The sequence below is a fragment of the Mycobacterium sp. E3247 genome (genome assembly GCF_001667785.1).
Classification (GTDB): Bacteria; Actinomycetota; Actinomycetes; order Mycobacteriales; family Mycobacteriaceae; genus Mycobacterium.
Map to the genome: position 1 here is coordinate 39,611 of NZ_LZJG01000051.1, position 21,779 is coordinate 61,389.

Genomic DNA, 21,779 nt, shown 5'->3' on the forward strand with positions numbered 1-21,779 from the left:
TAACGCGCGCGTTTTGGCACCCTGTGACAAGATCACGCTGTGAAGGCGCATACCCTCTGCGGTCTGATTTGTGCTGCGCTGGCGCCCTTTTGGTCGCTGCCGGTGGCACCGATCGGGGTCGCCGAGCCATGCCCCGATGTCGAGGTGGTGTTCGCCCGGGGTACCAACGAGCCGCCCGGCGTCGGCCGTATCGGCCAGAGTTTCGTCGACTCTCTGCGCTCACACGTGGGCGGTAGGTCCCTGGGCGTGTATCCCGTCGACTACCCGGCGACCACCGACTTCCCCAGGGCCGTGGACGGCATCAGCGACGCGGGCGCCCACGTCGAGCACATGGCGGTCTCGTGCCCGAGGACCAGGATGGTGCTGGGCGGATACTCCCAGGGTGCGGCCGTGATGGGTTTCGTCACCGAAAGCGCGGTCCCGGACGGCGTGCACCTGGTCCAGGCGCTGCAGCCGATGCCGGCCGAGGTGGCCAACCACGTGGCCGCGGTGGCGCTCTTCGGAACGCCGTCGAACCAGTTCATGAGCATCATCAACGAACCGCCCGTGACGATCGGCCCGCCGTATGCGGCCAAGACCATCGAACTGTGCGTGCCAGGCGACCCGGTCTGCTCGGACGCCGTCAACCCCGCGGCACACCGGCAGTACGTCGAAGCGGGCATGGTCGACCAGGCGGCGGATTTCGCCGCCGGCCGCCTCTAGCCCGGCCCTGGACTGCGGGGTCAGCGCGGCCCGGACCCGGCATCGAGGACCTCGAGCGCGGCGTCGATGTTCGGGATGACCGTCGGACCGTAATTTCTCACCAACTGCCCGAGCGCGCGGGCGATATGCGGTCCGACGGCGCCGGCGGCCAGGACCTCCTCGGCCAGGACGATGCCGTTCACCACATGCGCGGCGCTCACGCGACCGTCGGCCGTCACCTCGTACCGCCAGTCGCCGATCTGCACCCGCTCCGGCTGCGACCGGAAGAAGCCGCGCCGCGCGGGAACGAGGATCACGCCCGGAACCCCGGAAAACACCTTGAGCACCAGCCCGACTCCCCCCGGTCCGGCCAGGGCCGTTCCGACGACCCGGCCGACCCGATCGTGATCGAGGCCCGTCATCAATCGCTCATGGGCAGGACGAACGACGGTGTCAGCGTTTGCGCCTCACCGCCGCGGCGCACCGCGGTGCCGGCCACGTAGAACTCGACGGTGTGGTGACCCCACGCGTAGTTCGAGATCGCGAAATGCACTCCGACGACACCGCTTGCGCCGTCGCGCTCGGCCTCACTCTGCATGCGTGACATCGCCAGCTCGCGGGCCTGGTAGCTGCCCTGCGTCCATTGCGGCATCTCGGCATTGCGTCCGACCTGGCTGAGCGTGCGCAGGAAGCCTTGTACCGCAACGTGAAACACGCAGTTGCCCATCACGAACGCGACGGGGGCGAACCCCGATCGCAGCAGGGTCGTCAGGTCCTGGCCGGACAGGTGACTGGTGAACGCCTGACCGTTGGGGCGCCGATAGGCGCCCGGCTGCGGCGTGTATCGCACCGCGGTTCCGACCGCGATGAACTCCAGGTGCTCGCCCTCCCCCTGATGCCGCCATTCGAGGCGGACGCCGACCACACCGTCGGCGCCCAGTGAGTCCGCCTCCGCCTGCATCCGCGACATGGCATTCCAGCGCGCCCGGTAGGTCGCGTCGGTGAGGACCGGCAGTTCGGATTGTTGGCGGATGCCGGTGAACTGATAGCCGACGTGGTAGACCGAGACGCCCATCACGAGTTCGATCGGTTCGAACCCGGCCCCATGCAGCAAGGCGAATTCGTTGATCGACAGATCGGATGTGAACACTTTACCTGCGTGCGAGAGCCGTTCGCTGGCGACGGGGTCGAGCGGGTTCGGTTGCATTGTCAAGACGCCCTCCTGCGGTTCGCAGGACAGCGTAGGCGGCCGGGCCGCCGCGCACACCCATAACGTGCGACTTTCCGGTGGAGCCGTGGCGAAATATGGGTGGCCCGAGCGCCGGACCCGGCTCGCGCACGCCGGGCCGTGCGGTGACCCGATGCACTTTGCTGCCGCCGTGGCGTCCGGCCGCCCTTGTCGCCCCGCGCCTCAGGGCGCGGCTTGGGCGGCGGCGATCATCTCGTGCACATCGCCGACCGCCCAGGGGCCGGCGTCATGGTGGTCGCGGTAACCGAGCACCCGCGGGGTCGGCCGGTCGAAGCGACCGACGAATCCGCCTGCGGCGACGAAGATCTGGCCCGTCACGGCCTGCGCGAGGTCACTCGCGAGGTAGGCATACAACGGGGCCACGAAGGCCGGCGGGGCGCTGTCCAACGAGGCCCGCATGGTCATGTCGTCCAGCAAGCCGCGGCGGTACAGGTCCTCGATGTGCTCCTCGTACTCGGCGCCCGTCGACAGGCGCGTGCGGGCGCCGGGACACACGACGTTGGCCCGCACGCCGTGCGCCTTCAACTCGGCGGCGACGGCCATGGTCAGCGCGTTCACCCCGCCTTTGCCCGCGGGGTAGCCGGTGCCGCCGTAGTCGCCCAAGAACGCCACCGAGCTCGTGTTGACGATGGCACCGTGTCCCTGCGCCGCCATGACGCGTGCCGCCGCCCGCGACGTGTGGAACGCCGAACCGAGGTGGGCGCTGACCAGGCGATCGAAGTCTTCGGGCGAGATGTTCAGGATCGAGGAGCCGGGCGGTTCGGCGATCCCGACGCAGTTGATCATGGCGTCCAGCCGCCCATGGGTGCGCACGCAGTCGTCGACGAGGGTAGCGGCGATGCGCTCCTCGTCGGCGTGTCCGACCACCGCGCTGGCATGTCCGCCCGCCGCCGTGATCGCGGCGACCGTCTCCTCGACCGCGTGCCCGTCGCGCCCGTTGACGACCACGCCGGCCCCCAGGTCGCAGAGCAGTTCGGCGACCGCGCGGCCGATCCCACGGCTGCCGCCCGCCACCACCACGCCCCGCCCATCCAGCAGGCGCCCGTCGCCGCTCACCTCCATGGGCGTCGTAATACGTTGCGCGATAAGCGCTCTCGGTAAAGATCGAGTGCCGGTCGCGCGGGCTCGGTCACGAACATTAGGCGAACAGTACCCAGCCTGGACACAAATGAGAACCACGGTCAGCACTTTGCTGCCGGGCGAACCCCGCCAACGTGGGCAAGCGGCACCGGGTGTGCCCACCGCAAACATCATCGCCGGCCATCCGCCCGGGCATCGCCGCGATGTGCGCCGGACCACCAGTCCGGCCTCTGGCCTGCACATACGTCGGCAATCGCTCCCATGCGGCCGACGTCGCGGTGGAATCGGTTGCGAACGAGCCCGGGCCGCCCATGCGGTAAGCGATCGCGGGCCCATGCGATGGGGCGTATAGTCGCAAATGAAGTCCGTTATGGACGTGTCGCCGTTTAGCTCAAAGCGGCGAGTCAGCCGCACGGCTACTGAGCTTGACATGGCTCCGGCGATCAACACCCGAGTCATCTCCCGTCGGTAACCCCGCGCGTTCGATGAACGACCAGTCCTGCGGATACAGGTGCAGTGAGGCGACTGTGCGCATAGCTGCCAGTCTCGCTGCACACGACTCAGAGGAGTGAGTCAGTAATGCAGAAATGTTTGTGTACCAAAGCTTTCAGGATCAGCCGCGCCGAGAACGGGCGCGTGCGCCGATGACCAATGTGATTGCTCCCGACCGTCCCGCTTCCACCGCAGCGGCTCCGTGCCGTGACAAGAAAGCCGACGACTCCTACGACGACGTGGTCGAGATGTTCGTCCTGCTGCGCCAGATGCCGGCCGAGTCGCACGAATATCGTCGCCAGCGCGAACGGATCGTGACCCGATGCCTGCCCTTGGCCGACCACGTGGCCAGCCATTTCGCGCGCCGCGGCGAGGGGCTCGATGACCTCATCCAGGTGGCGCGACTGGGGCTGATGAACGCCATCAACAGGTTCGATCCCGACAAGGGGCCCAGCTTCATCGGCTTCGCGGTCCCGACCATGATGGGCGAGGTTCGCCGGTACTTCCGCGACTACAGCTGGGGCATGCGGGTACCGCGGAGGCTGCGTGAACTGCACGTGCAGATCAGCAGGACGACCGGCGATCTGGCCCAGAAGCTGGGGCGCGCGCCCACCGCGGGCGAGCTGTCGCAAGCGCTGGAGGTCCCCCGCGAGGAGATCGTCGAGTGCCTCGTGGCGAGCGACGCCTACCGCCTGGATTCCCTGGACGCGCCGGTGGGCACCGACAGCTCGGGCACGCCGCGACTGGTCGCGGACGCGGTCGGCGGCATCGACCCGCAGATCGAACACATCACCAACCGGGAAGCGCTGCGCGTCCTGGTTGCCGCGCTCCCCGAGCGCGAACGCGAGGTCTTGCGCATGAGATTCTTCGAATCCATGACGCAGAGCCAGATCGCCGAGCGCATCGGGGTCTCGCAGATGCAGGTCTCCCGCATCCTGGCCAGCACCCTGCGCTGCCTGCGCGACCAACTGGATTAGCGCCTTCACCTCCCCCAGGGGCCTTCGGCGCCACGGTGGTGCCGCGCCGCAATGTACTGTGCGATTCGGGAACGAACTCGACGGTGGCGCCGGAGGCGGCCTGGAAGGGAGCTCGAGCGATGACGACTTCACGGACGGCGACCGCGGGTGTCGCGGCGGCGGCGGCGCTGGCAGTGGCGATAGCAGGGTGCGGCAAGCATTCGACGACGTCAACCCCGTCGAAGTCGGGGGCGTCCAGCTCGGCCACCAGCGCACCCAGTTCTACACCGACGTCGTCGGCATCCGCGCAGGCGAACCAGTACGTCGGGCTGTTGATCCAGGCGAGCGACATCAACGCGCCAATCCCGTTCACCGCCACCCCGCCGACGAGCAACCCGAACGGTCAACCCGGCGTCGCGACGACATTCAAAGACGAGGACGGCAGCCACGTCATCAAGGACACGATCCAGGTGCTCGCGGACCCCGACGCCGCCACGAACGCGTTGAACACGGCCAAGGGCGCGCAGGGTGACGTGATCAAGAACCCGACTACCCAAGCCGCCAACGTGGGCACGGGTGGAACGACGTTGATGGGCAATTCCCCGGACAAGAGCAAGGGCGTGACGATACTGCTGTTCACCGAGGGCAAGGCGTTCGTCACGCTGGAATTCGACGGGCCGCCCGACACGCTTGCCCCTGCCGACTTCGTCAACGACGTGGGCCAGAAACAAGACGCGGCCATCAAGAAGGGGCTCGGCGGCTGAGCCCCGGTTGATCGCCCAACACACCGAGGAGCCCGATGACCGTCATCAACGGCCTGCCCGCCCATGCCCTGCTGCTGCACTTCGTGGTGGTGCTGGTACCGCTGACCGCCGTGCTGGAGATCGTGTGCGTGTTCTGGCCGACGGCGCGCCGGGGCCCACTGTTGTGGCTCACATTGATATCGGCTGTCGCCACCATGGTGTTGACGCCGATCACGGTTGACGCCGGGGAATGGCTTTACGACCTGAGGGCCAAACCCAGCGCCATCCTGCAGAAGCACGCCACCCTGGGCGCCACGATGACCTACTCCTCGGCCGCGCTGCTGGCGGCCGCGCTGGTGCTGGTGGTGATGCGGCTGATCGAACGCCGCTCGGACAAGAGCCGCGTGGTCGTCCGGGCGACTATCGCGATACTGGTGCTCGCCGTCGCCATCTCATCGATGGTCCAGATTTACCGCGTGGGTGATGCTGGGGCCCAATCGGTTTGGGGTGGCGAAATCGCCCGCCTGCAACAATCCCATCACGCGGGGTAGCGGTCGCCGGTACACCTAGGCGGGCGCCTATGCGGTGGGCGTGAGCAAAAACAGCCGGAATTGCCGCCCACCCGCGCGATCCTGGGCGACTTGATAGTTCGGCCAGTGCGCCAGCACCGTCGACCACGCCTCGTCGCGCTCCTCGCCGGTGAGCAACCGCACCGTCGCGACGAAACGCTGACCGCGCCTGCGGACGGTAACCCGTTGCGTGGCCTTCAGATTCGCCGACCACGACGGGTGGCGATCGCGGCCCCAGTTGGAGCCGACCACCAACAACCCGTTCTCGACGGGCACGTACTGCACCGTCGCCGTGCGCGCCAGCCCGGTTTTGCGACCCGACGTCGTGACCTGAACGTTGGGCACACCGGCGAGATCCAGAACTCCGAGCCGCCCGTTGGTCGCGAACCGCAGCAGTGCCTCGAGCCCTTCAGCGACCGGCCGGCCATTCAGGACGAGCCTGCGGTAGGCCGCCGGATTGCGAGCCACCCGCTGCAGCGGATTCATACGAAGACTGTATTCCCGCGCGGCCCCGCCCGGGCGTCGGAGCAATGAAATCGCCTTGAAGGGCCGGGGATTGGGGATCCGGACGCTTCATAGCGCGCCGGCCGCCACGCGCGCTAAATAAATCGCTTGATTTAATCGGTTTCGCGGTGTTCACTGAGGCGATGACCGCCGAGCGGATCGCTCGCTCCGAGAGGTCGAACTGCAGATCGTCCTGCCCACCCTGCTGCGCCGCCTCCCGACGCTGCGGCTCGCGGTGCCGCTGGACCAATTGCCGTTCAAACACGACGCGCTGGCGTATGGCCTCTACGAGCTTCCGGTGACATGGTGAAGCCGGGTCGGGCCGGCTCCCTGATCGAGATTCCCGACGAGCCGGACCGGGTCCGCATGCGGGCCGAAATCGGGGCGCGGCTGCGGTCCGCGATGGCCGACCACGGCGTCGACGCACTGATCCTGTTGATGAACGGGTATGTGGGGTACGCGACCGGCGCCAGCTGGCCGCTGCTGGACGCCGGGCTGTCACACGTGGAGCGCCCGGTGGCCGTGGTGCTCGCCGACGACGAACACCCGCACCTGTTCATGCCGTTCCGCGGTGGGGCGTCCGCGGAGTCGCCCGTCCCGGACGATCATCTGCACGGTCCCGTCTACCTCGAATTCGACCACGGCGTCGAACAATTCGCGCGTGAGCTGGCCGGGCTGATCCCGCCGGGCGCGAATGTCGCCGTCGACGAGCTGACCGGGGCGATGCGCAGGGCCGGCCGTACGTTGTTCCCCGCTGGCGCCCCGACGGATGCGGCGATCGTGCTCGCCGACGCGCAACTGGTGAAGACGCGAGACGAGCTGTCCTGCCTGCGCCGCGCAGCCCGCATCACCGAACAAGCCATCGTGGACGTGCAGCGGGCCCTGGTGCCGGGGGTGCGGCAGACCGCGCTCTCGGCCACGCTGGTCCGTCGCGCATTCGAGCTCGGCGCCACCACGAACATGCTGGAAGCCATCTGGCAGGTGATGCCGAGTTCACGGGAAGCGGGGGTGTGGACGACACATGGCGACCTTGCGCTGCCGCTGCTGCCCACCGATCGTGAGCTCGCCGCCGGTGACGTGTTGTGGACCGATATCAGCATCACCTACCTCGGGTACTGCTCGGACTTCGGCCGGACCTGGGTGGTCGGCGAACGGCCCACGCCGCGGCAGCAGGACCAGTTCCGGCAATGGCGGACCATCCTGAATGCCGTGCTCGCGGTGACCAAAGCAGGGGTCAGCTCGGGTGATCTGGCGCGCGCGGCGATCGCCGCCAATGGCGGCCGCAAACCGTGGTTGCCGCACTTCTACCTGGGGCACGGCATCGGCACCTATCCCGCCGAAGCCCCCATGATCGGAACGGATCTCGGTGAAGAGTTCGACGACCACTTCGTCTTCCCGCCCGGGATGGTTCTGGTTCTGGAGCCCGTGGTGTGGGAGGACGGCACGGGCGGCTATCGCAGTGAGGAGATCGTGGTGATCACCGAAGACGGCTACCAGCCGATCACCGACTACCCCTACTCCCCCTATGGCGACTGACCTACTACCCGACGCGTACGCGCTGCGGACGGGCCGTCGGGAACGCGCGCTGGCCCAAATGGATGCACACGGACTCGACATCCTGGTGCTCGGGCGGCAGGCCAACATTCGTTACGTCACCGGCGCCCCGCAGCTGTGGATCGCCGGGACGCGGCCGTTCGGTCCGATGTGCGTGCTGGTGCGCGCCACCGCGGACATCTACCTCAACAGCACCGACGACGCGGGCGTCCCGGAAGAGATCGGGCACGATCACCTTTACGGATTGGCGTGGAACCCGATGACCCTGATCGACGTGCTGAAGAAGATCGACGGCGCCGACACGGCACGGCGCGTCGGAACCGACGCGATCACACCGACTTTCGCCGCGTTGCTGCCCGAAGCCTTTCCCAACGCCGACATCGTCGACGCCGAACCGGCCATGCGGGCGGCGCGGCGGGTCAAGACTGCCGACGAGATCGTGGCGATGGCCGCCGCGCTGCGGGTCTCCGAACGCGGATTGACCGCCGCCCTCGGCGAATTCGGGCCCGGGGTGCCGGAGCGGACGCTGGCCGCGGCGATGATGGAGGCCATGGCTGCGGGCGGGGTCAGCACACCGGCCACCCAGGACGCCGCCTGGGTCACGTCGGAGGAACGTCCTTGGCGGCGCGCCGATTCGGGTGAGGTGCGGCCGGGCGACCTGGTCGCGTTCGCGGCCGGGGCGTTGGCCAACGGCTACGTCGCGGAAGTGGGTCGAACCTGGCCGGCGGGCGATACCGTCGACAGCTCTATCCGCGAGCTATTCGGTCGCTCGGATGTGTTGTACGACAACATGCTTGCGGCCTGTCAACCCGGCGCGCCCACCTCCGACTTGGTGACGGCCTATCAGGCGGCCGGCGAACCGATTCCACCGACGCCGATCGCACACGGCTTGGGGCTGGGGTTCGATCCACCCGTGGTGTCGCAAACGCTGGTGGCCGCCGGCGAACGGGACCAGCTGGAGGCGGGCATGGTGCTGGCGATCACCGCGTACGTCTGGCAGGAGGGCGTCGGGGCGGTGTTCCGCCGGGACACGGTCCACATTACCGAGGGCGGCGCAGAGGTGATGACGACCAGCCCGGTGTGGGACGGCACCTGATCACTACCCAGCCCTCCGCCGGACCGCGGAAATCACTTGTGTCACTTTGGCTTCAGTGGCCTCTACGAGGCCATTTTTGTCGGTAGGGGTGGCTAGTTTGGCGGTATGAGTCCAAGCAGTCATCCAGATGTCGACGCGGTGTTCGACGACCTTGATGCAGTCTTGGCTCGCGCCCGCGCGTTGCCCGTGGACGCGATGACCGTCTCGCAGCAGCTGGCAATGCTGGAACGCAGTGAAGGGGCACGCCGACAACTACCGGCCATCGAGCACCCGCTGATCGACAGCCTGGCCCGCCGGGCCACTCCCGAAGAACTCGGCGGAAAGCTGTCCCATGCGATCGCCGAATCGGTGTTGATCAGCCGCGCCGAAGCGTCGAGGCGCATCAAGGAGGCGACCGACCTCGGGCCGCGTTTCGGCCTGACCGGCGAGCCTCTGGAGCCGCTCTTGCCGGCGACGGCTGCCGCCCAACGCGAAGGAAAGCTGGGCGCCGGGCAAGTGGCCGTGATCCGCAGGTTTTTCCATCATCTGCCGGGATGGGTGGACTTCGCCACCCGCCAGGCCGTCGAGGCGGACCTGGCTACGCACGGAACGCAGTATCGCCCCGAACAATTGGCCGAGCTGGCCGATCACGTCGCCGACTGCCTGAACCCCGACGGCACCTACACCGATGAAGACCGCGCCCGGCGGCGCGGTCTCACGCTGGGCAAGCAGAGCCCCGACGGTATGTCCGAGCTGCGCGGCATGCTGTCCCCCGAACTGCGCGCCACCCTGGAAGCGGTGCTGGCCAAACTCGCGGCACCCGGCATGTGTAACCCGCTGGATGACACGCCCTGCGTCGACGGGACACCGACGCAAGAGGCGATCGACCGCGACGCCCGTAGTGCCGCCCAACGCAACCATGACGCGCTGCTGGCGGCGTCACGTGCGTTGCTGGCCTCGGGAAAGCTGGGTCAGCACAACGGGTTGCCGGCTTCCATCGTCGTCACCACGACGCTGCAAGAGCTCGAGTCGGCCGCCGGACGCGGCCTGACCGGCGGCGGCACCACCCTGCCGATGAGCGATGTCATCCGGCTGGCCCGCCACGCGCACCAATACTTGGCCGTCTTCGACAAGGGCAAAGCGTTGGCGCTGTACCACACCAAGCGGCTCGCCTCGCGCGGCCAGCGGATCATGTTGTATGCCAAGGACCGTGGTTGCTCGGCACCCGGCTGCACCGTGCCTGGCTATCTCTCCGAGGTCCACCACGTCACCGACTGGGTCAAGTGCCGCCGCACCGACATTGACGGCCTCACCTTCGCCTGCGGCGCTCACCACCGCATGCTCAAACCCGGCGGTTGGACAACCCGCAAGAACGCCAGGGGCGACACCGAATGGATACCACCGCCCCACCTGGACAGGGACCGGCCACGCACCAACACTTTTCACCATCCGGAGAAGCTGCTGCGCGACGATGACGATGACGCGGCTTAGCTCAGCGGTCGCGCGAGAACTTGACGAACAGATCGATGGGCAAGCCGGACGCCGGCTTGGCGTATTCGACCGTGAGAGCGGCGTTGTGGGGCCCGTGCTGTCGCCGGCGACATCGCCGTCGGAACCCCGTCAGCGCCGACATCCCAGCCCGTCCAATGGGTCAGGGCTTCGCACGTCCGGAGCGGCTCAGACGCCACTCCGGCGGGAAATTCAGGTCGTTGTCCTTGACCACATTGTTCAGGCCCTTCTCGAAGGTGCCCGCGGTCAGGTCGACCTCTTCTGCGTCGTTGGTGATCATCGGGAGCATGCCCTCGACCATGCCGGTGAGCAGGCTGCCGAAGTATTCGCCTTTGTGCTGTTTGTAGAGCTCCAGGAAGGTCTTCTGCACCGCGACCGTGTCGGTCGGCCGGGAGCGCGAACACGCCATCGCGTACTTCAGCGTCTCTTCTTCCAGCTTCTCCCGGGGCACCACGCTGTTGATGAAGCCGCATTCGTACATCTCTTTGGCGGTGAACGGGCGCCCGGTGAACAGCATTTCGGAGAACTTGCGCAGGCCCATCGTCTCGGCCCACCACCACAGCCGCGGGCCCCAGCCCACGTAGCGGAAGGCCGGGTGCCCGAACAGGGCGTCGTCGGAGGACACCACCAGGTCCGCGTCGCCGGCCTGGTAGAAATGCCAGCCGTAGCAATAGCCCTTGGCCTCGATGATGCTGATCTTGCGCAGCTCCTGAAGCGGGCGGTTTCCGGCGCGGGCCTTGGCGTAGAAGTCGGTGACCGTCGACAGGTAGCGGTAGGACCCGCCGGGCGGGTACTTGACGTCGTCGTCGTTGATCGCCAGCTCGTGCAGCAGCGGCATCCCGGGGTTCTCCAGCATTCCCCGCTGTTCGGGCAGATCGCCACCGCTCCCGAAATCCTCACCCTCGCCGCGGATCACGACAACCTTGACGTCGTCGTCCACGTTGCACTTGTGGATCAGGTCGGCGTAGTTCTGCCGCATGCCCAGGGTGGTGGAGTTCAGCTCCTCGGGTCGGTTGAAGGTGATGTAGGCGATCCGGTTCTTCTTGTCCTTCTCGAACTTGATCAACCGCTCGGCTTCCTTCTTCATTTCTTCGTAGTCGTACTCGGGCATGGTCTTCTCCACCTTCTCTTGAACGTGCGCCTATTTGAGCAAGCTGCCCGCGTCGACGGGAAGCGAAACGCCGGTGACATAACGCGATTCGTCAGAGGCGAGGAACAGGACCGCGTTGCTGATGTCAGCGGGTTCCATCCACGGCACGGGCAGGGTGTGCATCATCTGGGAAATGGGGGCGAAGTCGTCCGGTCCCGGGTTTTCCAGGTCGGGGCGGAACAGTCGAAACGTATTGTCGTTCATCACCATTGTGGTGCTGACCTGGCTGGGTAGCACCGCGTTGACGCGGATCATGTGCGGGCCCAGCTCCACGGCGAAGGCACGCATCAGGCCGATGACGCCGTGTTTGGCCGCGACGTAGTGGCCGGTGTTCGGATAGGCCTTGAGCCCGCCGACCGAGCTGGTCAGCACGATCGATCCGCCCCGGCCGCCCGCGAGTACGTGCGGGACGCCGGCTTTGACCGTGTGCCAGACGCCGGTCAGGTTGATGTCGATCATGTCCTGCCAGACGTTCTCCCGAATCTTGTGCAGCTTCCTGCCGTCGGTGCCCACGCCCGCGTTCGCGACGATGATGTCGAGCCGCCCGAGCTGTTCCACACCCCCGTCCACCGCGGATTTGAGCCCCTCGTAGTCGCGGACGTCCACCTGCGCGGTGACGACGCGACGGTCCCGGGCTTTCACCAAGTCGGCCGTCTCGGCCAGGTCTTGCGGCGTCGAGTGGGGATAGGCCAGGTTTTCGATCGGCCCGCAGACGTCGATCGCGATGATGTCGGCGCCCTCCTGCGCCAGGCGCACCGCATGGCTGCGGCCCTGGCCCCGGGCGGCGCCGCTGACGAACGCGACCTTGCCCTCGACGCGGCCGGTCATCTGGGCACCAGGGCAGGCATGCACTCCCAGCCGCGCACCGTCGACGTCGGGCTCAGCGTGGCATTGGCCAGGTCGATCTCCCACTCCGGGAATCGCTTCAAGATCTCCTCCAACGCGACCCGGCCCTCCAGGCGCGCGAGCGCCGATCCCAGGCAGAAGTGGGTGCCCACACTGAAGGTGAGGTGGGGGCGGACGGTCCGGTGGATGTTGAATTCGCCGGCGTCGGGCCCGAATTGGCGTTCGTCGCGGCAGGCCGCACCGATGAGCATCATCAGGACACTGCCCTCGGGCACCGTCCGGCCATAGAGCTCGACGTCGCGGGTCACATACCTCGAAACGTGGGGGGCGGGCGGCTCGTAGCGCAGCAACTCCTCGATCGCCTGCGGGATCAGCTCGGGATGCGCGGCAAGGTCGCGACGCTGGTCGGGGTGCTCGGCGAGAACCTTTCCGGCCCAACCGATCAGCCTGGTCGTGGTTTCGTTGCCCGCGCCGGCCACGACGTTGAGGTAGACCAGGATCTCGTCGCGGGTGAGCCGCCGCGTGGTGCCGGCCTCGTCGAGGAATTCGACGTTGAGCAGCTCGGTCATGATGTCATCCGACGGATGGTCGGCGCGCCAGTCGATGTAGGCCTCGAACTGCTCGCCCACCGACAGCCCGTGCTCGGCCGCGGCCATCGGCTTGCCCGCCTCGGTGCGCAGCTGCGCGTTGCCGCGGTCCCGGATGTACACCTGGTCGTCCTCCGGGATGCCGAGCAGCGAGCTGATGACCTTCATCGGCATCTGTGCGCCGAGGTCGGCGACGAAGTCGAAGTGCCCCGAGCCGATCAGCGGGTCCAGCAGTTGGGCGCAGTAGTCGCGGATCATCGGCTCGAGCGCCGCGATCCGTCGTGGGGTGAACATGCGCGACAACAGCTTGCGGTGCACGTCGTGAATCGGCGGGTCTTCGAAGATGAGCATCCCCGAGGGAATCTCGAGGTTCGCCTTGATCAATTCCAAAATGGCGCCCCGGGCGGAACTGAAAGTCGCGTGGTCGACCAGCGCTTTGTTCACGTCGGCATATCGGCTCACCGCGAAAAAGTCGTATTCGGCGTTGTAGTAAAGCGGTGCCTCTTCGCGCAGCCGCGCGAACATCGGGTACGGGTCGGCGATCAGCTCGACGTCGTACGGGTCGAATCGCACATGGCTCTCGGTGCTCGTCGTCACGAAATCCCTCCTACGGGAGCCTTTTACCGGGCATCCCCGCCACCTGGCAGCGCCGGATCCGGATCGGGCAATTTATACACTCCGCTTAATTGCATTTGCTGTGACTTGCGCATGGGCTGGGTCGAAATCCGCCCGTCAGCGTGGCTTAACTCTATTCTCGTAGAGAACCATACGGGGAATGGTCTGGCAAGACCCCATGCCGTGCTCACCCAGTCGCCGTGGCGCGCCGCACCGGGCGCCGCCCTGCGGACTCGGTCAGCCGGCCCTGGTGCGGGCTGCGCAGAATGCCGGCCGCGATCGCCGAAAGGATCCCGTCGAGCCGCTCGGGGGTGCCGACGATCCGGTCGCCGTGCGCGAACCGCAGCAGCAGGCCGTTGATGAACGTCAGCGTCACATTGCTCAGATCCTCGACTACCGCGGGATCCAGGTCCGCGCCGTGCGGCATGAGCTGAACCAGGATTTCGCGATGCAGCTTGGTGAATTCGTCGGTGGCCCGCTGCAGGATGGCGGCCAGCGACGGGTCGCGGGCGGCCTGCATGGCCAACTCGTACCGGGCTCTGGTCCGGGACAATTGCGGCTCGTTCCCGGATCGGATGACCACCTGCGACAGCCGCGAGGGCGACGGGTTGTCCCCCCGGCCGTCGGAGTCGTCGGCGACGGACTGCAGGTCGGCGAGATCCAGCTCGGCGAGGCGCTCGGCCACGGCGCGCAGCAAGGCCGAGCGGGTGCGGAAGTAGAACGACGTCGTCCCATCGGGGACCTCGGCCTTGCGGTCCACCTTGAGATGGCTCAGTCCCTTGGCCCCGTCGTCGGCCAACAACTGAATCGCCGCGTCGCATAGGTCGCGGCGGCGCTCACCGGGATTAGGCTTGCGACGTTTCTCCATGGCGTCCTCTCCGCTCGAGACGCTACTCTATATTCGTAGTGCCGGTAAGGGTCCGTTTGCCGTGCGATTGGGCTGGAAGAATGGCCGGATGATTCGACGCCGGACCGGTGACCCGGTGGACGCGGTGACGCACCGGCCCACGCGTGGCCGATTGCGCGTCACGGCCGCCTGGCTGGCGTGCAGTGGCTTGCTCGGCGCGCTGACGTGCGCCTGCCACGCGACCCGGCACCAGGCCGCGCCCACCACGTCGACCACTACCCCGGCACCCACGACAACCGCACCGGTGACGCCGGCCGCACCCATCGTGAAAATCGCGCCGCTGCCGGTTCGCCCGGTCAACAAGTCGCAGCCGACCAGCCCGCAGAAGTGCCCGGCCACCGAGCCGAATCACGGCGTGGCGCCGACCGATCCGCTCACCACGTGCGACATCGGGCGAACAACGTTGTACATGCTCGGCCCGGAGACCATGCAACTCGGGCTGCTGCACGTCGACCCGCCGAGGTCGCTGACCGCGGGTTTTTACGACGTGACCCTGAGCCTGGATCCCTCGTCGGCGACCGCATGGGCGTCATACACCGGCGCCCACCTGCAGGACCACGTGGCCTTCATCCGCGACAATCTCGTCATCGAGGCGCCGATCATCGAAGAACAGGTCACTTCCGGACGCATCGCGCTGACCACCCAAACGGCCGAGGGGGCCGCACAACTGGCCCAGCTGGCCGGTCGGCCCGCCTGACACGGCGCCCGGCGTCCGCGTATTCGGGTCTCCGCCAGGGGAATTCTTGCGGAGATCAGCCCCGAGGCCGACTACGCCGGGATCAGGTGCAGGGAACCCCGTGCGGGCCGCCGATCCAATGGCCGGGCGGGGCCTGCCAGGGACAAATCTGCTTGACCTGCCCAGGCGGCAGCGGATTCCAGTGACCATCGTCGACCACGTGCGGACCCGGTGGGACCGGCGGAGGCCACGGTCCCGGGTGGGCCTGCGCCACGCCGGTACCGAGACCGAGTGCCGCCGCGCTCAACGCGCCGGCGACGGCGGCTTGACCTGCGATTTTCTTGAGATTCACCATTTCTGGCCCCCTCTCGGTCCAAGGCTCGCCAGAGGCGGCGTCCGCGCTGCGCGGATAGGACCGATTTCCCGACCTCAAATTGTCACGAAGGGGTTACCCCAGGTCGCTAAGTAGCAAACCTCTCGGGGAGCCGACTCAGCCATCGTGGTCGGCGGCGGGGCGGCGCGCGAACGCGGGGGCATGCTCGGGCCGCACGCCGACGCCGACGAAGTAGGCCGGTACGGCCGACAGCCACGGCAGCCGCTGCATCAGGCCGAGCAGCGCCGCCGGCGGCGTGGGATCCGCACCGCGCAGCAACGGCCCGAGCAACATCCGGTGCAGCACCTGCTGGACCAGTTGCGTCACCACCGTGGGGAACACGCGCCTGCGGTGCACCGCGGCGAGTTCGCGCCGGCCGACCCGGTGCCGCCGCAGCGGTTCAGCCAGCACCGTCGCGGCGGCGACGGCATCCTGGACGGCGAGGTTGATGCCGACGCCGCCCAGCGGCGACATCGCGTGCGCCGCATCGCCGATGCACAGCAACCCCCGAGTGTGCCAGCGACGGAGCCGATTCACGTGCACGTCCAGGTGTTTGACGTCGTCCATGGATTGCAGCGCCGCCACCGATTCGGGCATATCGGGAAGCAGCTCTTGGACGTCGCGCCGGAACGCCTCGATGCCGCGCGCCCGCAGCTGGGCGTCGGTGCCCTTCGGCCCGAGATACGCGATCTGGAAATAGCCCTCGCGCGGGATCACGGCGAGCCCCTTGCCCGGGCCCAACCGTGGCAGGAACGAATATTCGGTGTCTTCCTTGTGCGGCAACCGAAACCACCACACGTCGAACTTCACCGGGTATTCGCGCGCCTCAAGCCCCGCCGCCCGGCGCGCGACCGACCAGCGGCCGTCGCAGGCCACGGTCAACTCCGCCCGCAGTTCGCCCGGACCGTCGGGACCGCGGTAGCGCACTCCGGCAACCCTGCCGTCGTCCCACAGGAGCCCGGTGACTTCGGTGTTCATCCGCAGCGAGAAGCTCGGCTCCGCCTGTGCCGCATCGGCCAGCAGGTTGAGCAGGTCCCACTGCGGCACCATCGCGACAAAGGGATGCGGCTGGCGCAACCGCTCGAAGTCGACGTAGGTCACCGACCGCCCGTCGGATTCGAGCTTCGCGGTGCGGACCTCGGTGAAAGGCAACGCCGCGAAGGGTTCCCACAGCCCCAGCTCGTCGAGCAGTCGCATCGTGGTCGGGTGGACGGTGTCGCCGCGGAAGTCCCGCAGGAAGTCGCCGTGCTTCTCCATCAGGGTCACCTGGACACCCGCCCGGGCCAGTAACAGCCCCAGCACCATGCCGGCCGGGCCGCCACCGACGATCGCGCACGTCGTCGTCTCAGCTGTCGTCTCAGCCATCAGAACTCACCCGTCACAGCTCGAGGTCGAACACCGAGACGGGGTCGAGGATCACGCCGTTTTCCTCGACGTAGCGATCCCACAACGCCAGCAGGTCGGCCAGCTTGTCGGGGTGCGAGTCCGCCAGGTCGTGGATTTCTCCGGGATCCGAGGCCAGATCGTAGAGCTGCCAACTGCCCGGGCCGTACGGTGCCGGCAGGTGCAGCGCCTTCCAGTCCCCCTGCCGAATGGCGCGGCGTCCGAACAACTCCCAGCCCGTGCCGGTATCGGCGCCGTGCACCGTTTCCGCGCCGCCCGACAGGTATCCCACCAAAGAGCGGCCGCGCATCGGTGCCACTTCGCGCCCGCGATACGCCGCCCCGGGATGCGTGGCGCCCGCCAGTTCGAGCACCGTCGGCGCGATGTCCATCACGGTGCTGAACGCGGTGCCGATCTGTGCTTGCCGGTCGAATCCGGGCCAGGTGATGAAACCGACCACCCGGATCCCGCCCTCGGTGGTGAACGCCTTGTGCAGCCGCGACGGCGCCGTGGCGGCTTGCGCCCACCGCGGCCCGTACCAGATGAACGAGGAGGGCCGGCCGAGGTTGTCGACGCTGTTGTCGCAATGCTTTTCGATCTGCTCGGCGATGCGGGGACCGACCAGCGGCATCGCTTCGACGATTGCGCCCTCGGCACCGTTGTCGGACAGGAAGATCACGACCGTGTCGTCGAGTTCGCCGGTCTCCGACAGGAAGTCGATCACCCGGCCGATATTCCAGTCCATCCGGTCGACCATGGCGGCGTAGACCTCCATGCTGCGGGCCGACACCGCACGCTGTTCGTCGGTCATGTCGGCCCACTCCGGGGCGCCGTCGGCGACGACCGGGTGCGGCTCGACGTCCGGAGGGCACAGGCCCAGCCGCTTGAGAGCCGCCAGGCGTTCCTCGCGCAGCGCGTCGGGGCCGGCATCGTAGCGGCCGCGGTACTTCGCGATGGATTCGTCCGGGGCCTGCAGCGGCCAGTGGGGCGCCTGGAAGGGCAGGTACGCGAAGAACGGCCGGTCGTCGCCTGGTGCGCGTTCCCGCAGGTACTGCAACAGCTTGTCGGTGTAGGAGTCCGACGAATAGAAGTCGTCCCCGACGGTGACGAACCGGTCGTCCTCGGTGTAAAGCGTTGGCACCGGCGAGAAACTCCGGGCCCCGCCGCCGCCGAAGTGGCTGGCCCCGGCCGGCAGCAGCGCGAACGACCGTTCGAATCCGCGTGCCCAGGGCGATGTCTCGATGGTGGCGCCCAGGTGCCACTTGCCGGACATCAACGTCAGGTATCCGGCGTCGCGCAGCAGTTCCGGCAAGGCCACCACCCTGTCGTTGAGGTAGCCCTCGTACCCCGGGGCGCCGCGGAAGCCGGGGCCCGCGACCTCCAGCATCGTGCCGATCCCCGCAACGTGGTGGTCCGTTCCGGTCAGCAGCATCGCCCGGGTGGGCGAGCAGGCCGGCGCGGAATGGAAGTCGGTGAACCGGAGGCCGGCGTGGGCGAGCCGATCCAGGTTGGGTGTCTCGATTTCTCCGCCGAAGGCGCCGATATCGGAAAACCCGAGGTCGTCCGCAACGATCACGAGGAAGTTGGGCCTCTTCACGCTGAAGCATCCTGCCAGGTCCGGCCGCGGGGCGGAATGCCGCCGCGACGGCACGTCGTTATTGTCAGAGCGGCGCCATGCGCGCCCGCGAGACGGGAAGGGCCCTTGAAGATGCTGACACAGTTCGGGATGTCCATTCCGCTGGTCGCCGCCCCGATGTCGGGCGGCCCGACCACGCCCGCGATGGTGTCGGCCGCGAACCGCGCCGGCGCCCTCGGCTTGCTGGCCGCGGGTTACAAGACCGTGGAGGCCGTCGAGGCGGAACTGAAAGAGGTTCGGGCCGAAGGCATCCCGTTCGGCATCAATCTGTTTGCGCCCAATCCCCTACCAGTCGATACCGGGAGTTACCGGGCGTATGCCGCGATCGTTCAGCGCGACGCCGACCAGTTCGGCTTGACGCTGCCCCCGGAACCCGTCGAGGACACCGACAAATTCGACGAGAAGATCGCGCTGTTGCTCGACGACCCGGTTCCGATGGTGTCGTTCACGTTCGGCATCCCGCCGCGCGGTGTGATCTCCGCGCTGCAGAAAGCCCACAGCGTGGTGGTCCAGACGGTGACCACGCCCGAGGAGGCGGTGCAGGCGCGTGACGCCGGGGTCGACATGCTCGCCGTGCAGGCCGTCGCTGCGGGTGGTCACTCCGGCACGCTCTCGCCCCGGAAGCCGTTGACGCCGGTACCGATCGCCGAGCTCGTCGCACGGGTCGTCGCGGCGGCGCCGCTGCCGGTGATGGCCGCCGGCGGGCTCGCCACCCCCGCCGCCGTGGCCGAGGTGATCCGCGCCGGGGCGGCGGCGGCCGCCGTCGGGACGGTTCTGTTGCGCGCCGACGAAAGCGGTGCCTCGGCCACCCACCGGGCGGCCCTGACGGATCCCAGGTACACCGAGACGGTGCTCACGCACGCCTTCACCGGCCGCCCCGCCCGCGGGCTGCGCAATGCGTTCATCGACGTCCACGAGGCCCAGGCGCCGCTGGGCTATCCCGCCCTCCACTACCTCACCAGCCCGCTGCGCAAGGCCGCGGCCGCGGCGGGCAAACCCGACTTCGTCCACCTCTGGGCGGGCACCGGGTACCGCAACGCCACCGCCGAACCGGCGGCCGACATCCTGCGGCGGCTGGCTTCCGACCTGTGATGGCTTAGAACTCGAAGCGGTTGAGCACGTCGTAGTTGCGGGCGCCCGCAAACCACATCACCCGGTAGATCGTCCGCACCGCCGTCGAGTCGATCCGCTGGTAGCCCGCCAAGGTCGACGTCTGTTCGAGCAACCGCAGCCTGGGATTCCACGCCTGCAGCTCCCGCGCGTCGCGGATACCCCACTTGATGATCCCCCTGGTGAACAGCTTCGACAGCAGCGGCGCCAGCGCTGACAGCGTGTCGAAATGCATTTCCCCACAGTCGAATCGGTCGGTCAACCGCTGTAGCAGCTGCCGCACCTGCTGCTCGGTCAAATACATCAGCAGGCCCTCGGCGACCACCAGCGTGGGGCGCCCGGCCGGGACCTGATCCAGCCACCGCGGATCGGTCACCGACGAGCCGATCATCCGGTAGCGCTCCGTGTCGTCGTAGAGCCGCCGCCTCAGCTCGATCACGGCGGGCTGATCGATGTCGAACCACGAAACCGACGACGGCACCGGCAGCCGGAACGCCCGGCCGTCGAGGCCGCACCCCAGATGCAGCACCACCGCGTCGGGGTGACGCCGCAGGAACGCCGCGCACCAGTCGTCGAGCGTCTTGGCCCGCAGGGCGACCAGGTACTGGTTGGATGCCGGCAGCGAGCTGCGGTGGATTCGCTTGAAGTCGTAGTCGATGCGGTCCACCGCTTCCGCGGCGGTCTTGTCATCCAGAATGGGCCGGCGGGAACGGCTTTCGCACGCGCGCAGGTAGAGCGTGACGAGGTTCGTCCACTCCACCGAGCCCCAGGACACGGAGCTGAAGTCGACTTTGGCGGTGGCCATGTCGGTCAGAACGCGTCGGGATCGCGCTGCACTGCCACCGGCACGGGATGCCGGTACAGGCGGGACGCGTTCTCCCAGGTGAACTTGCGAATCACCTCCGGGGGCAGGTCGCCGACTTGTTCGTGGATGGTCTGCTGGGTGTGCGGCCACGTGGAGTCGCAATGCGGGTAGTCGGCTTCCAGCATGATATTGTCGACACCGATCCGGTCGCGCTGGACGAACGACGATTTGTCCTCCACGGCGCAGAACCAGAAGTTCCGCGTGAAAACCTCTGCCGGAGTAAGGCTTTCGCCCAGGGCCTGCCAGGTGCCGTACATCGCGTGATAGCTGAGCATGTGGTCGAGCCGATCCAGCAGCCCGGCGACCCAACCGATTCCGCCCTCCGACAAGCAGATCTTCAGGTTGGGGAACCGGCTGGGCAGGCCGGAATACAGCCAGTCGACGGCCGCGGAGATCGCGTAGGCGAAGAACAACACGCCCTGCACGTCCGGCGGCGCGTCGGCGGTGGTGGACGGCGACGACCCCGACGAGCCGATGTGCAGGTTCACCACCGTGTCCGTCTCGGCGCACGCCGCCATCATCGGGTCCCAGTGCCCGGAGTGAATGCTCGGCAGGCCCAGCATCGCCGGGTTCTCGCTGAACGTCACCGCGTGGAACCCACGCTCGGCGTTCGCGTAGATCATCTTGGCGCCGAGCTCGGGGTCCAGCAGCCAGGGCAGCTGGCACGGAATGATGCGTTCGGGATACGAGCCCGCCCACACCTCCAGGTGCCAGTCGTTCCACGCGCGCACCGACGCCAGCGCCAGCTCGCGGTCGCCGGTGACCTGCTGCAGCCGCTGGCCGGCGAATCCGGGGAGAAAGGACGGGAAGTTGAGCGAGGCGTAGATGCCGTTGAGGTCCATGTCCTTGACGCGTTCGTGAATATCCCAGGCGCCCCGGCGCATTTCGTCGAACCGCACCGGTTCGAAGCCGTATTCGGCCACCGGCCGGCCCACGACCGCGTTGAACCCGACGTTGGGCAGTTCCCGGCCGTCGTAGACCCAGGTCTGTCCCCCGCTGCCGGTTTCCACCACTTTGGGTGCACGGTCGGCGAATTTGCGCGGCAACCGTCCGGTGAAGGTGTCCGGCGGTTCGACGATGTGGTCGTCAACCGAGATCACCGTGTAGCGCCGCGGCGCCCGGGGCGGGTCCGGCAGGAAGGTGACCGACCGCTGCTCACCGGTCTTGGCGGTGGTGAAGCTGAGGTCGGCGGCCAGCTCGTCGATCGATTTCACTCGTC

21 protein-coding genes and 1 pseudogene are annotated in these 21,779 nt (G+C 67.8%); 10 read left to right on the forward strand and 12 right to left on the reverse strand.

Going from position 1 to position 21,779, the window contains the following annotated elements; translation table 11 throughout:
- Positions 1–39: 39 nt before the first annotated feature.
- Positions 40–702, forward strand: coding sequence for a cutinase family protein (locus A9X04_RS02345; protein WP_369807506.1), 663 nt, complete (start codon positions 40–42; stop codon positions 700–702).
- 20 nt (positions 703–722) lie between these two features.
- On the opposite strand, the gene A9X04_RS02350 is transcribed toward A9X04_RS02345, so the two are convergent.
- The 3 genes from A9X04_RS02350 to A9X04_RS02360 all read right to left on the reverse strand — a co-directional run bounded on the left by A9X04_RS02350 (position 723) and on the right by A9X04_RS02360 (position 2,992).
- The gene (locus tag A9X04_RS02350) at positions 723–1,103 is read right to left on the reverse strand and encodes a DUF5073 family protein (RefSeq protein WP_067917355.1); all 381 of its coding nucleotides are present in this window, start codon (positions 1,101–1,103) and stop codon (positions 723–725) included.
- Complete coding sequence (locus A9X04_RS02355; protein WP_067917357.1) at positions 1,103–1,888, reverse strand: heavy metal-binding domain-containing protein; 786 nt, start codon at positions 1,886–1,888, stop codon at positions 1,103–1,105. The genes A9X04_RS02350 and A9X04_RS02355 overlap by 1 nt, the downstream gene beginning before the upstream one ends.
- Positions 1,889–2,092: 204 nt before the next feature.
- Positions 2,093–2,992 (reverse strand): SDR family NAD(P)-dependent oxidoreductase, encoded by a 900-nt coding sequence (locus A9X04_RS02360; protein ID WP_067917359.1) that lies wholly within the window; start codon positions 2,990–2,992, stop codon positions 2,093–2,095.
- Between the two features lie 662 nt (positions 2,993–3,654).
- Between A9X04_RS02360 and A9X04_RS02365 the strand changes: the two genes are divergently transcribed.
- The 3 genes from A9X04_RS02365 (at position 3,655) to A9X04_RS02375 (ending at position 5,752) form a co-directional block, all read left to right on the forward strand.
- Positions 3,655–4,479 (forward strand): SigB/SigF/SigG family RNA polymerase sigma factor, encoded by an 825-nt coding sequence (locus A9X04_RS02365; protein WP_067917361.1) that lies wholly within the window; start codon positions 3,655–3,657, stop codon positions 4,477–4,479.
- Between the two features lie 119 nt (positions 4,480–4,598).
- Positions 4,599–5,222, forward strand: coding sequence for a hypothetical protein (locus A9X04_RS02370; protein ID WP_067917363.1), 624 nt, complete (start codon positions 4,599–4,601; stop codon positions 5,220–5,222).
- 35 nt (positions 5,223–5,257) lie between these two features.
- A complete protein-coding gene (locus tag A9X04_RS02375) occupies positions 5,258–5,752 on the forward strand; it encodes a DUF2231 domain-containing protein (RefSeq protein ID WP_067917364.1) in 495 nt (164 codons plus the stop codon).
- A 27-nt stretch (positions 5,753–5,779) separates the two neighbouring features.
- Here the strand turns inward: A9X04_RS02375 and A9X04_RS02380 are convergent, their stop codons facing one another.
- The gene (locus tag A9X04_RS02380) at positions 5,780–6,256 is read right to left on the reverse strand and encodes a nitroreductase family deazaflavin-dependent oxidoreductase (protein ID WP_067917367.1); all 477 of its coding nucleotides are present in this window, start codon (positions 6,254–6,256) and stop codon (positions 5,780–5,782) included.
- 190 nt (positions 6,257–6,446) lie between these two features.
- Between A9X04_RS02380 and A9X04_RS30200 the strand changes: the two are divergent.
- From A9X04_RS30200 to A9X04_RS02395, 4 genes and pseudogenes are all read left to right on the forward strand, one after another.
- A pseudogene (locus tag A9X04_RS30200) lies at positions 6,447–6,584 on the forward strand (cytochrome P450); the annotation flags it as partial.
- The gene (locus A9X04_RS02385; protein WP_067917369.1) at positions 6,578–7,810 is read left to right on the forward strand and encodes a Xaa-Pro peptidase family protein; all 1,233 of its coding nucleotides are present in this window, start codon (positions 6,578–6,580) and stop codon (positions 7,808–7,810) included. The pseudogene A9X04_RS30200 and the gene A9X04_RS02385, both read left to right, overlap by 7 nt.
- The gene (locus A9X04_RS02390) at positions 7,800–8,924 is read left to right on the forward strand and encodes a Xaa-Pro peptidase family protein (RefSeq protein WP_067917370.1); all 1,125 of its coding nucleotides are present in this window, start codon (positions 7,800–7,802) and stop codon (positions 8,922–8,924) included. Before A9X04_RS02385 ends, A9X04_RS02390 begins: the two co-directional genes overlap by 11 nt.
- A 105-nt stretch (positions 8,925–9,029) precedes the next feature.
- Entirely contained in the window at positions 9,030–10,394 is a 1,365-nt protein-coding gene (locus tag A9X04_RS02395; protein ID WP_067917372.1) for an HNH endonuclease signature motif containing protein, read from the forward strand.
- Positions 10,395–10,554: 160 nt separating this feature from the next.
- Here A9X04_RS02395 and A9X04_RS02400 read toward each other — a convergent pair whose 3' ends face one another.
- The 4 genes from A9X04_RS02400 to A9X04_RS02415 form a co-directional block, all read right to left on the reverse strand.
- The gene (locus A9X04_RS02400; protein WP_067917418.1) at positions 10,555–11,523 is read right to left on the reverse strand and encodes an enoyl-CoA hydratase/isomerase family protein; all 969 of its coding nucleotides are present in this window, start codon (positions 11,521–11,523) and stop codon (positions 10,555–10,557) included.
- A 30-nt stretch (positions 11,524–11,553) separates the two neighbouring features.
- Positions 11,554–12,390, reverse strand: a complete 837-nt coding sequence (locus A9X04_RS02405) for a mycofactocin-coupled SDR family oxidoreductase (protein ID WP_067917374.1) — start codon at positions 12,388–12,390, stop codon at positions 11,554–11,556.
- On the reverse strand, positions 12,387–13,592 hold the full coding sequence (locus A9X04_RS02410; protein ID WP_067917375.1) for a cytochrome P450: 1,206 nt from the start codon (positions 13,590–13,592) through the stop codon (positions 12,387–12,389). Before A9X04_RS02410 ends, A9X04_RS02405 begins: the two co-directional genes overlap by 4 nt.
- A 205-nt stretch (positions 13,593–13,797) precedes the next feature.
- On the reverse strand, positions 13,798–14,478 hold the full coding sequence (locus A9X04_RS02415; protein ID WP_067917377.1) for a TetR/AcrR family transcriptional regulator: 681 nt from the start codon (positions 14,476–14,478) through the stop codon (positions 13,798–13,800).
- A 151-nt stretch (positions 14,479–14,629) separates the two neighbouring features.
- On the opposite strand from A9X04_RS02415, the gene A9X04_RS02420 reads away from it, so the two are divergent.
- Complete coding sequence (locus tag A9X04_RS02420) at positions 14,630–15,214, forward strand: preprotein translocase subunit SecD (RefSeq protein WP_369828910.1); 585 nt, start codon at positions 14,630–14,632, stop codon at positions 15,212–15,214.
- Positions 15,215–15,683: 469 nt separating this feature from the next.
- Here the strand turns inward: A9X04_RS02420 and A9X04_RS02425 are convergent, their stop codons facing one another.
- Positions 15,684–16,931, reverse strand: coding sequence for an FAD-dependent oxidoreductase (locus A9X04_RS02425; protein ID WP_082974756.1), 1,248 nt, complete (start codon positions 16,929–16,931; stop codon positions 15,684–15,686).
- Between the two features lie 13 nt (positions 16,932–16,944).
- Positions 16,945–18,546, reverse strand: a complete 1,602-nt coding sequence (locus tag A9X04_RS02430; RefSeq protein ID WP_067917426.1) for an arylsulfatase — start codon at positions 18,544–18,546, stop codon at positions 16,945–16,947.
- A gap of 111 nt (positions 18,547–18,657) precedes the next feature.
- Here A9X04_RS02430 and A9X04_RS02435 point away from each other — a divergent pair, with 111 nt between their 5' ends.
- The gene (locus A9X04_RS02435; RefSeq protein ID WP_067917424.1) at positions 18,658–19,677 is read left to right on the forward strand and encodes a nitronate monooxygenase family protein; all 1,020 of its coding nucleotides are present in this window, start codon (positions 18,658–18,660) and stop codon (positions 19,675–19,677) included.
- A 4-nt stretch (positions 19,678–19,681) separates the two neighbouring features.
- Here the strand turns inward: A9X04_RS02435 and A9X04_RS02440 are convergent, their stop codons facing one another.
- A complete protein-coding gene (locus tag A9X04_RS02440) occupies positions 19,682–20,500 on the reverse strand; it encodes a class I SAM-dependent methyltransferase (RefSeq protein WP_067917379.1) in 819 nt (272 codons plus the stop codon).
- A gap of 5 nt (positions 20,501–20,505) precedes the next feature.
- Positions 20,506–21,774 (reverse strand): amidohydrolase family protein, encoded by a 1,269-nt coding sequence (locus tag A9X04_RS02445; protein ID WP_067917381.1) that lies wholly within the window; start codon positions 21,772–21,774, stop codon positions 20,506–20,508.
- Positions 21,775–21,779: the final 5 nt, after the last annotated feature.

Bases quoted from the DNA above. Each gene is read 5' to 3' on its own strand.
- A9X04_RS02370 (WP_067917363.1), top strand. From the start codon at position 4,599: ATGACGACTTCACGGACGGCGACCGCGGGTGTCGCGGCGGCGGCGGCG.
- A9X04_RS02400 (WP_067917418.1), bottom strand. From the start codon at position 11,523: ATGCCCGAGTACGACTACGAAGAAATGAAGAAGGAAGCCGAGCGGTTG.
- A9X04_RS02435 (WP_067917424.1), top strand. From the start codon at position 18,658: ATGCTGACACAGTTCGGGATGTCCATTCCGCTGGTCGCCGCCCCGATG.
- A9X04_RS02380 (WP_067917367.1), bottom strand. From the start codon at position 6,256: ATGAATCCGCTGCAGCGGGTGGCTCGCAATCCGGCGGCCTACCGCAGG.
- A9X04_RS02365 (WP_067917361.1), top strand. From the start codon at position 3,655: ATGACCAATGTGATTGCTCCCGACCGTCCCGCTTCCACCGCAGCGGCT.
- A9X04_RS02395 (WP_067917372.1), top strand. From the start codon at position 9,030: ATGAGTCCAAGCAGTCATCCAGATGTCGACGCGGTGTTCGACGACCTT.
- A9X04_RS02385 (WP_067917369.1), top strand. From the start codon at position 6,578: ATGGTGAAGCCGGGTCGGGCCGGCTCCCTGATCGAGATTCCCGACGAG.
- A9X04_RS02440 (WP_067917379.1), bottom strand. From the start codon at position 20,500: ATGGCCACCGCCAAAGTCGACTTCAGCTCCGTGTCCTGGGGCTCGGTG.
- A9X04_RS02425 (WP_082974756.1), bottom strand. From the start codon at position 16,931: ATGGCTGAGACGACAGCTGAGACGACGACGTGCGCGATCGTCGGTGGC.
- A9X04_RS02355 (WP_067917357.1), bottom strand. From the start codon at position 1,888: ATGCAACCGAACCCGCTCGACCCCGTCGCCAGCGAACGGCTCTCGCAC.
- A9X04_RS02390 (WP_067917370.1), top strand. From the start codon at position 7,800: ATGGCGACTGACCTACTACCCGACGCGTACGCGCTGCGGACGGGCCGT.
- A9X04_RS02415 (WP_067917377.1), bottom strand. From the start codon at position 14,478: ATGGAGAAACGTCGCAAGCCTAATCCCGGTGAGCGCCGCCGCGACCTA.
- A9X04_RS02405 (WP_067917374.1), bottom strand. From the start codon at position 12,390: ATGACCGGCCGCGTCGAGGGCAAGGTCGCGTTCGTCAGCGGCGCCGCC.
- A9X04_RS02375 (WP_067917364.1), top strand. From the start codon at position 5,258: ATGACCGTCATCAACGGCCTGCCCGCCCATGCCCTGCTGCTGCACTTC.
- A9X04_RS02350 (WP_067917355.1), bottom strand. From the start codon at position 1,103: ATGACGGGCCTCGATCACGATCGGGTCGGCCGGGTCGTCGGAACGGCC.
- A9X04_RS02360 (WP_067917359.1), bottom strand. From the start codon at position 2,992: ATGGAGGTGAGCGGCGACGGGCGCCTGCTGGATGGGCGGGGCGTGGTG.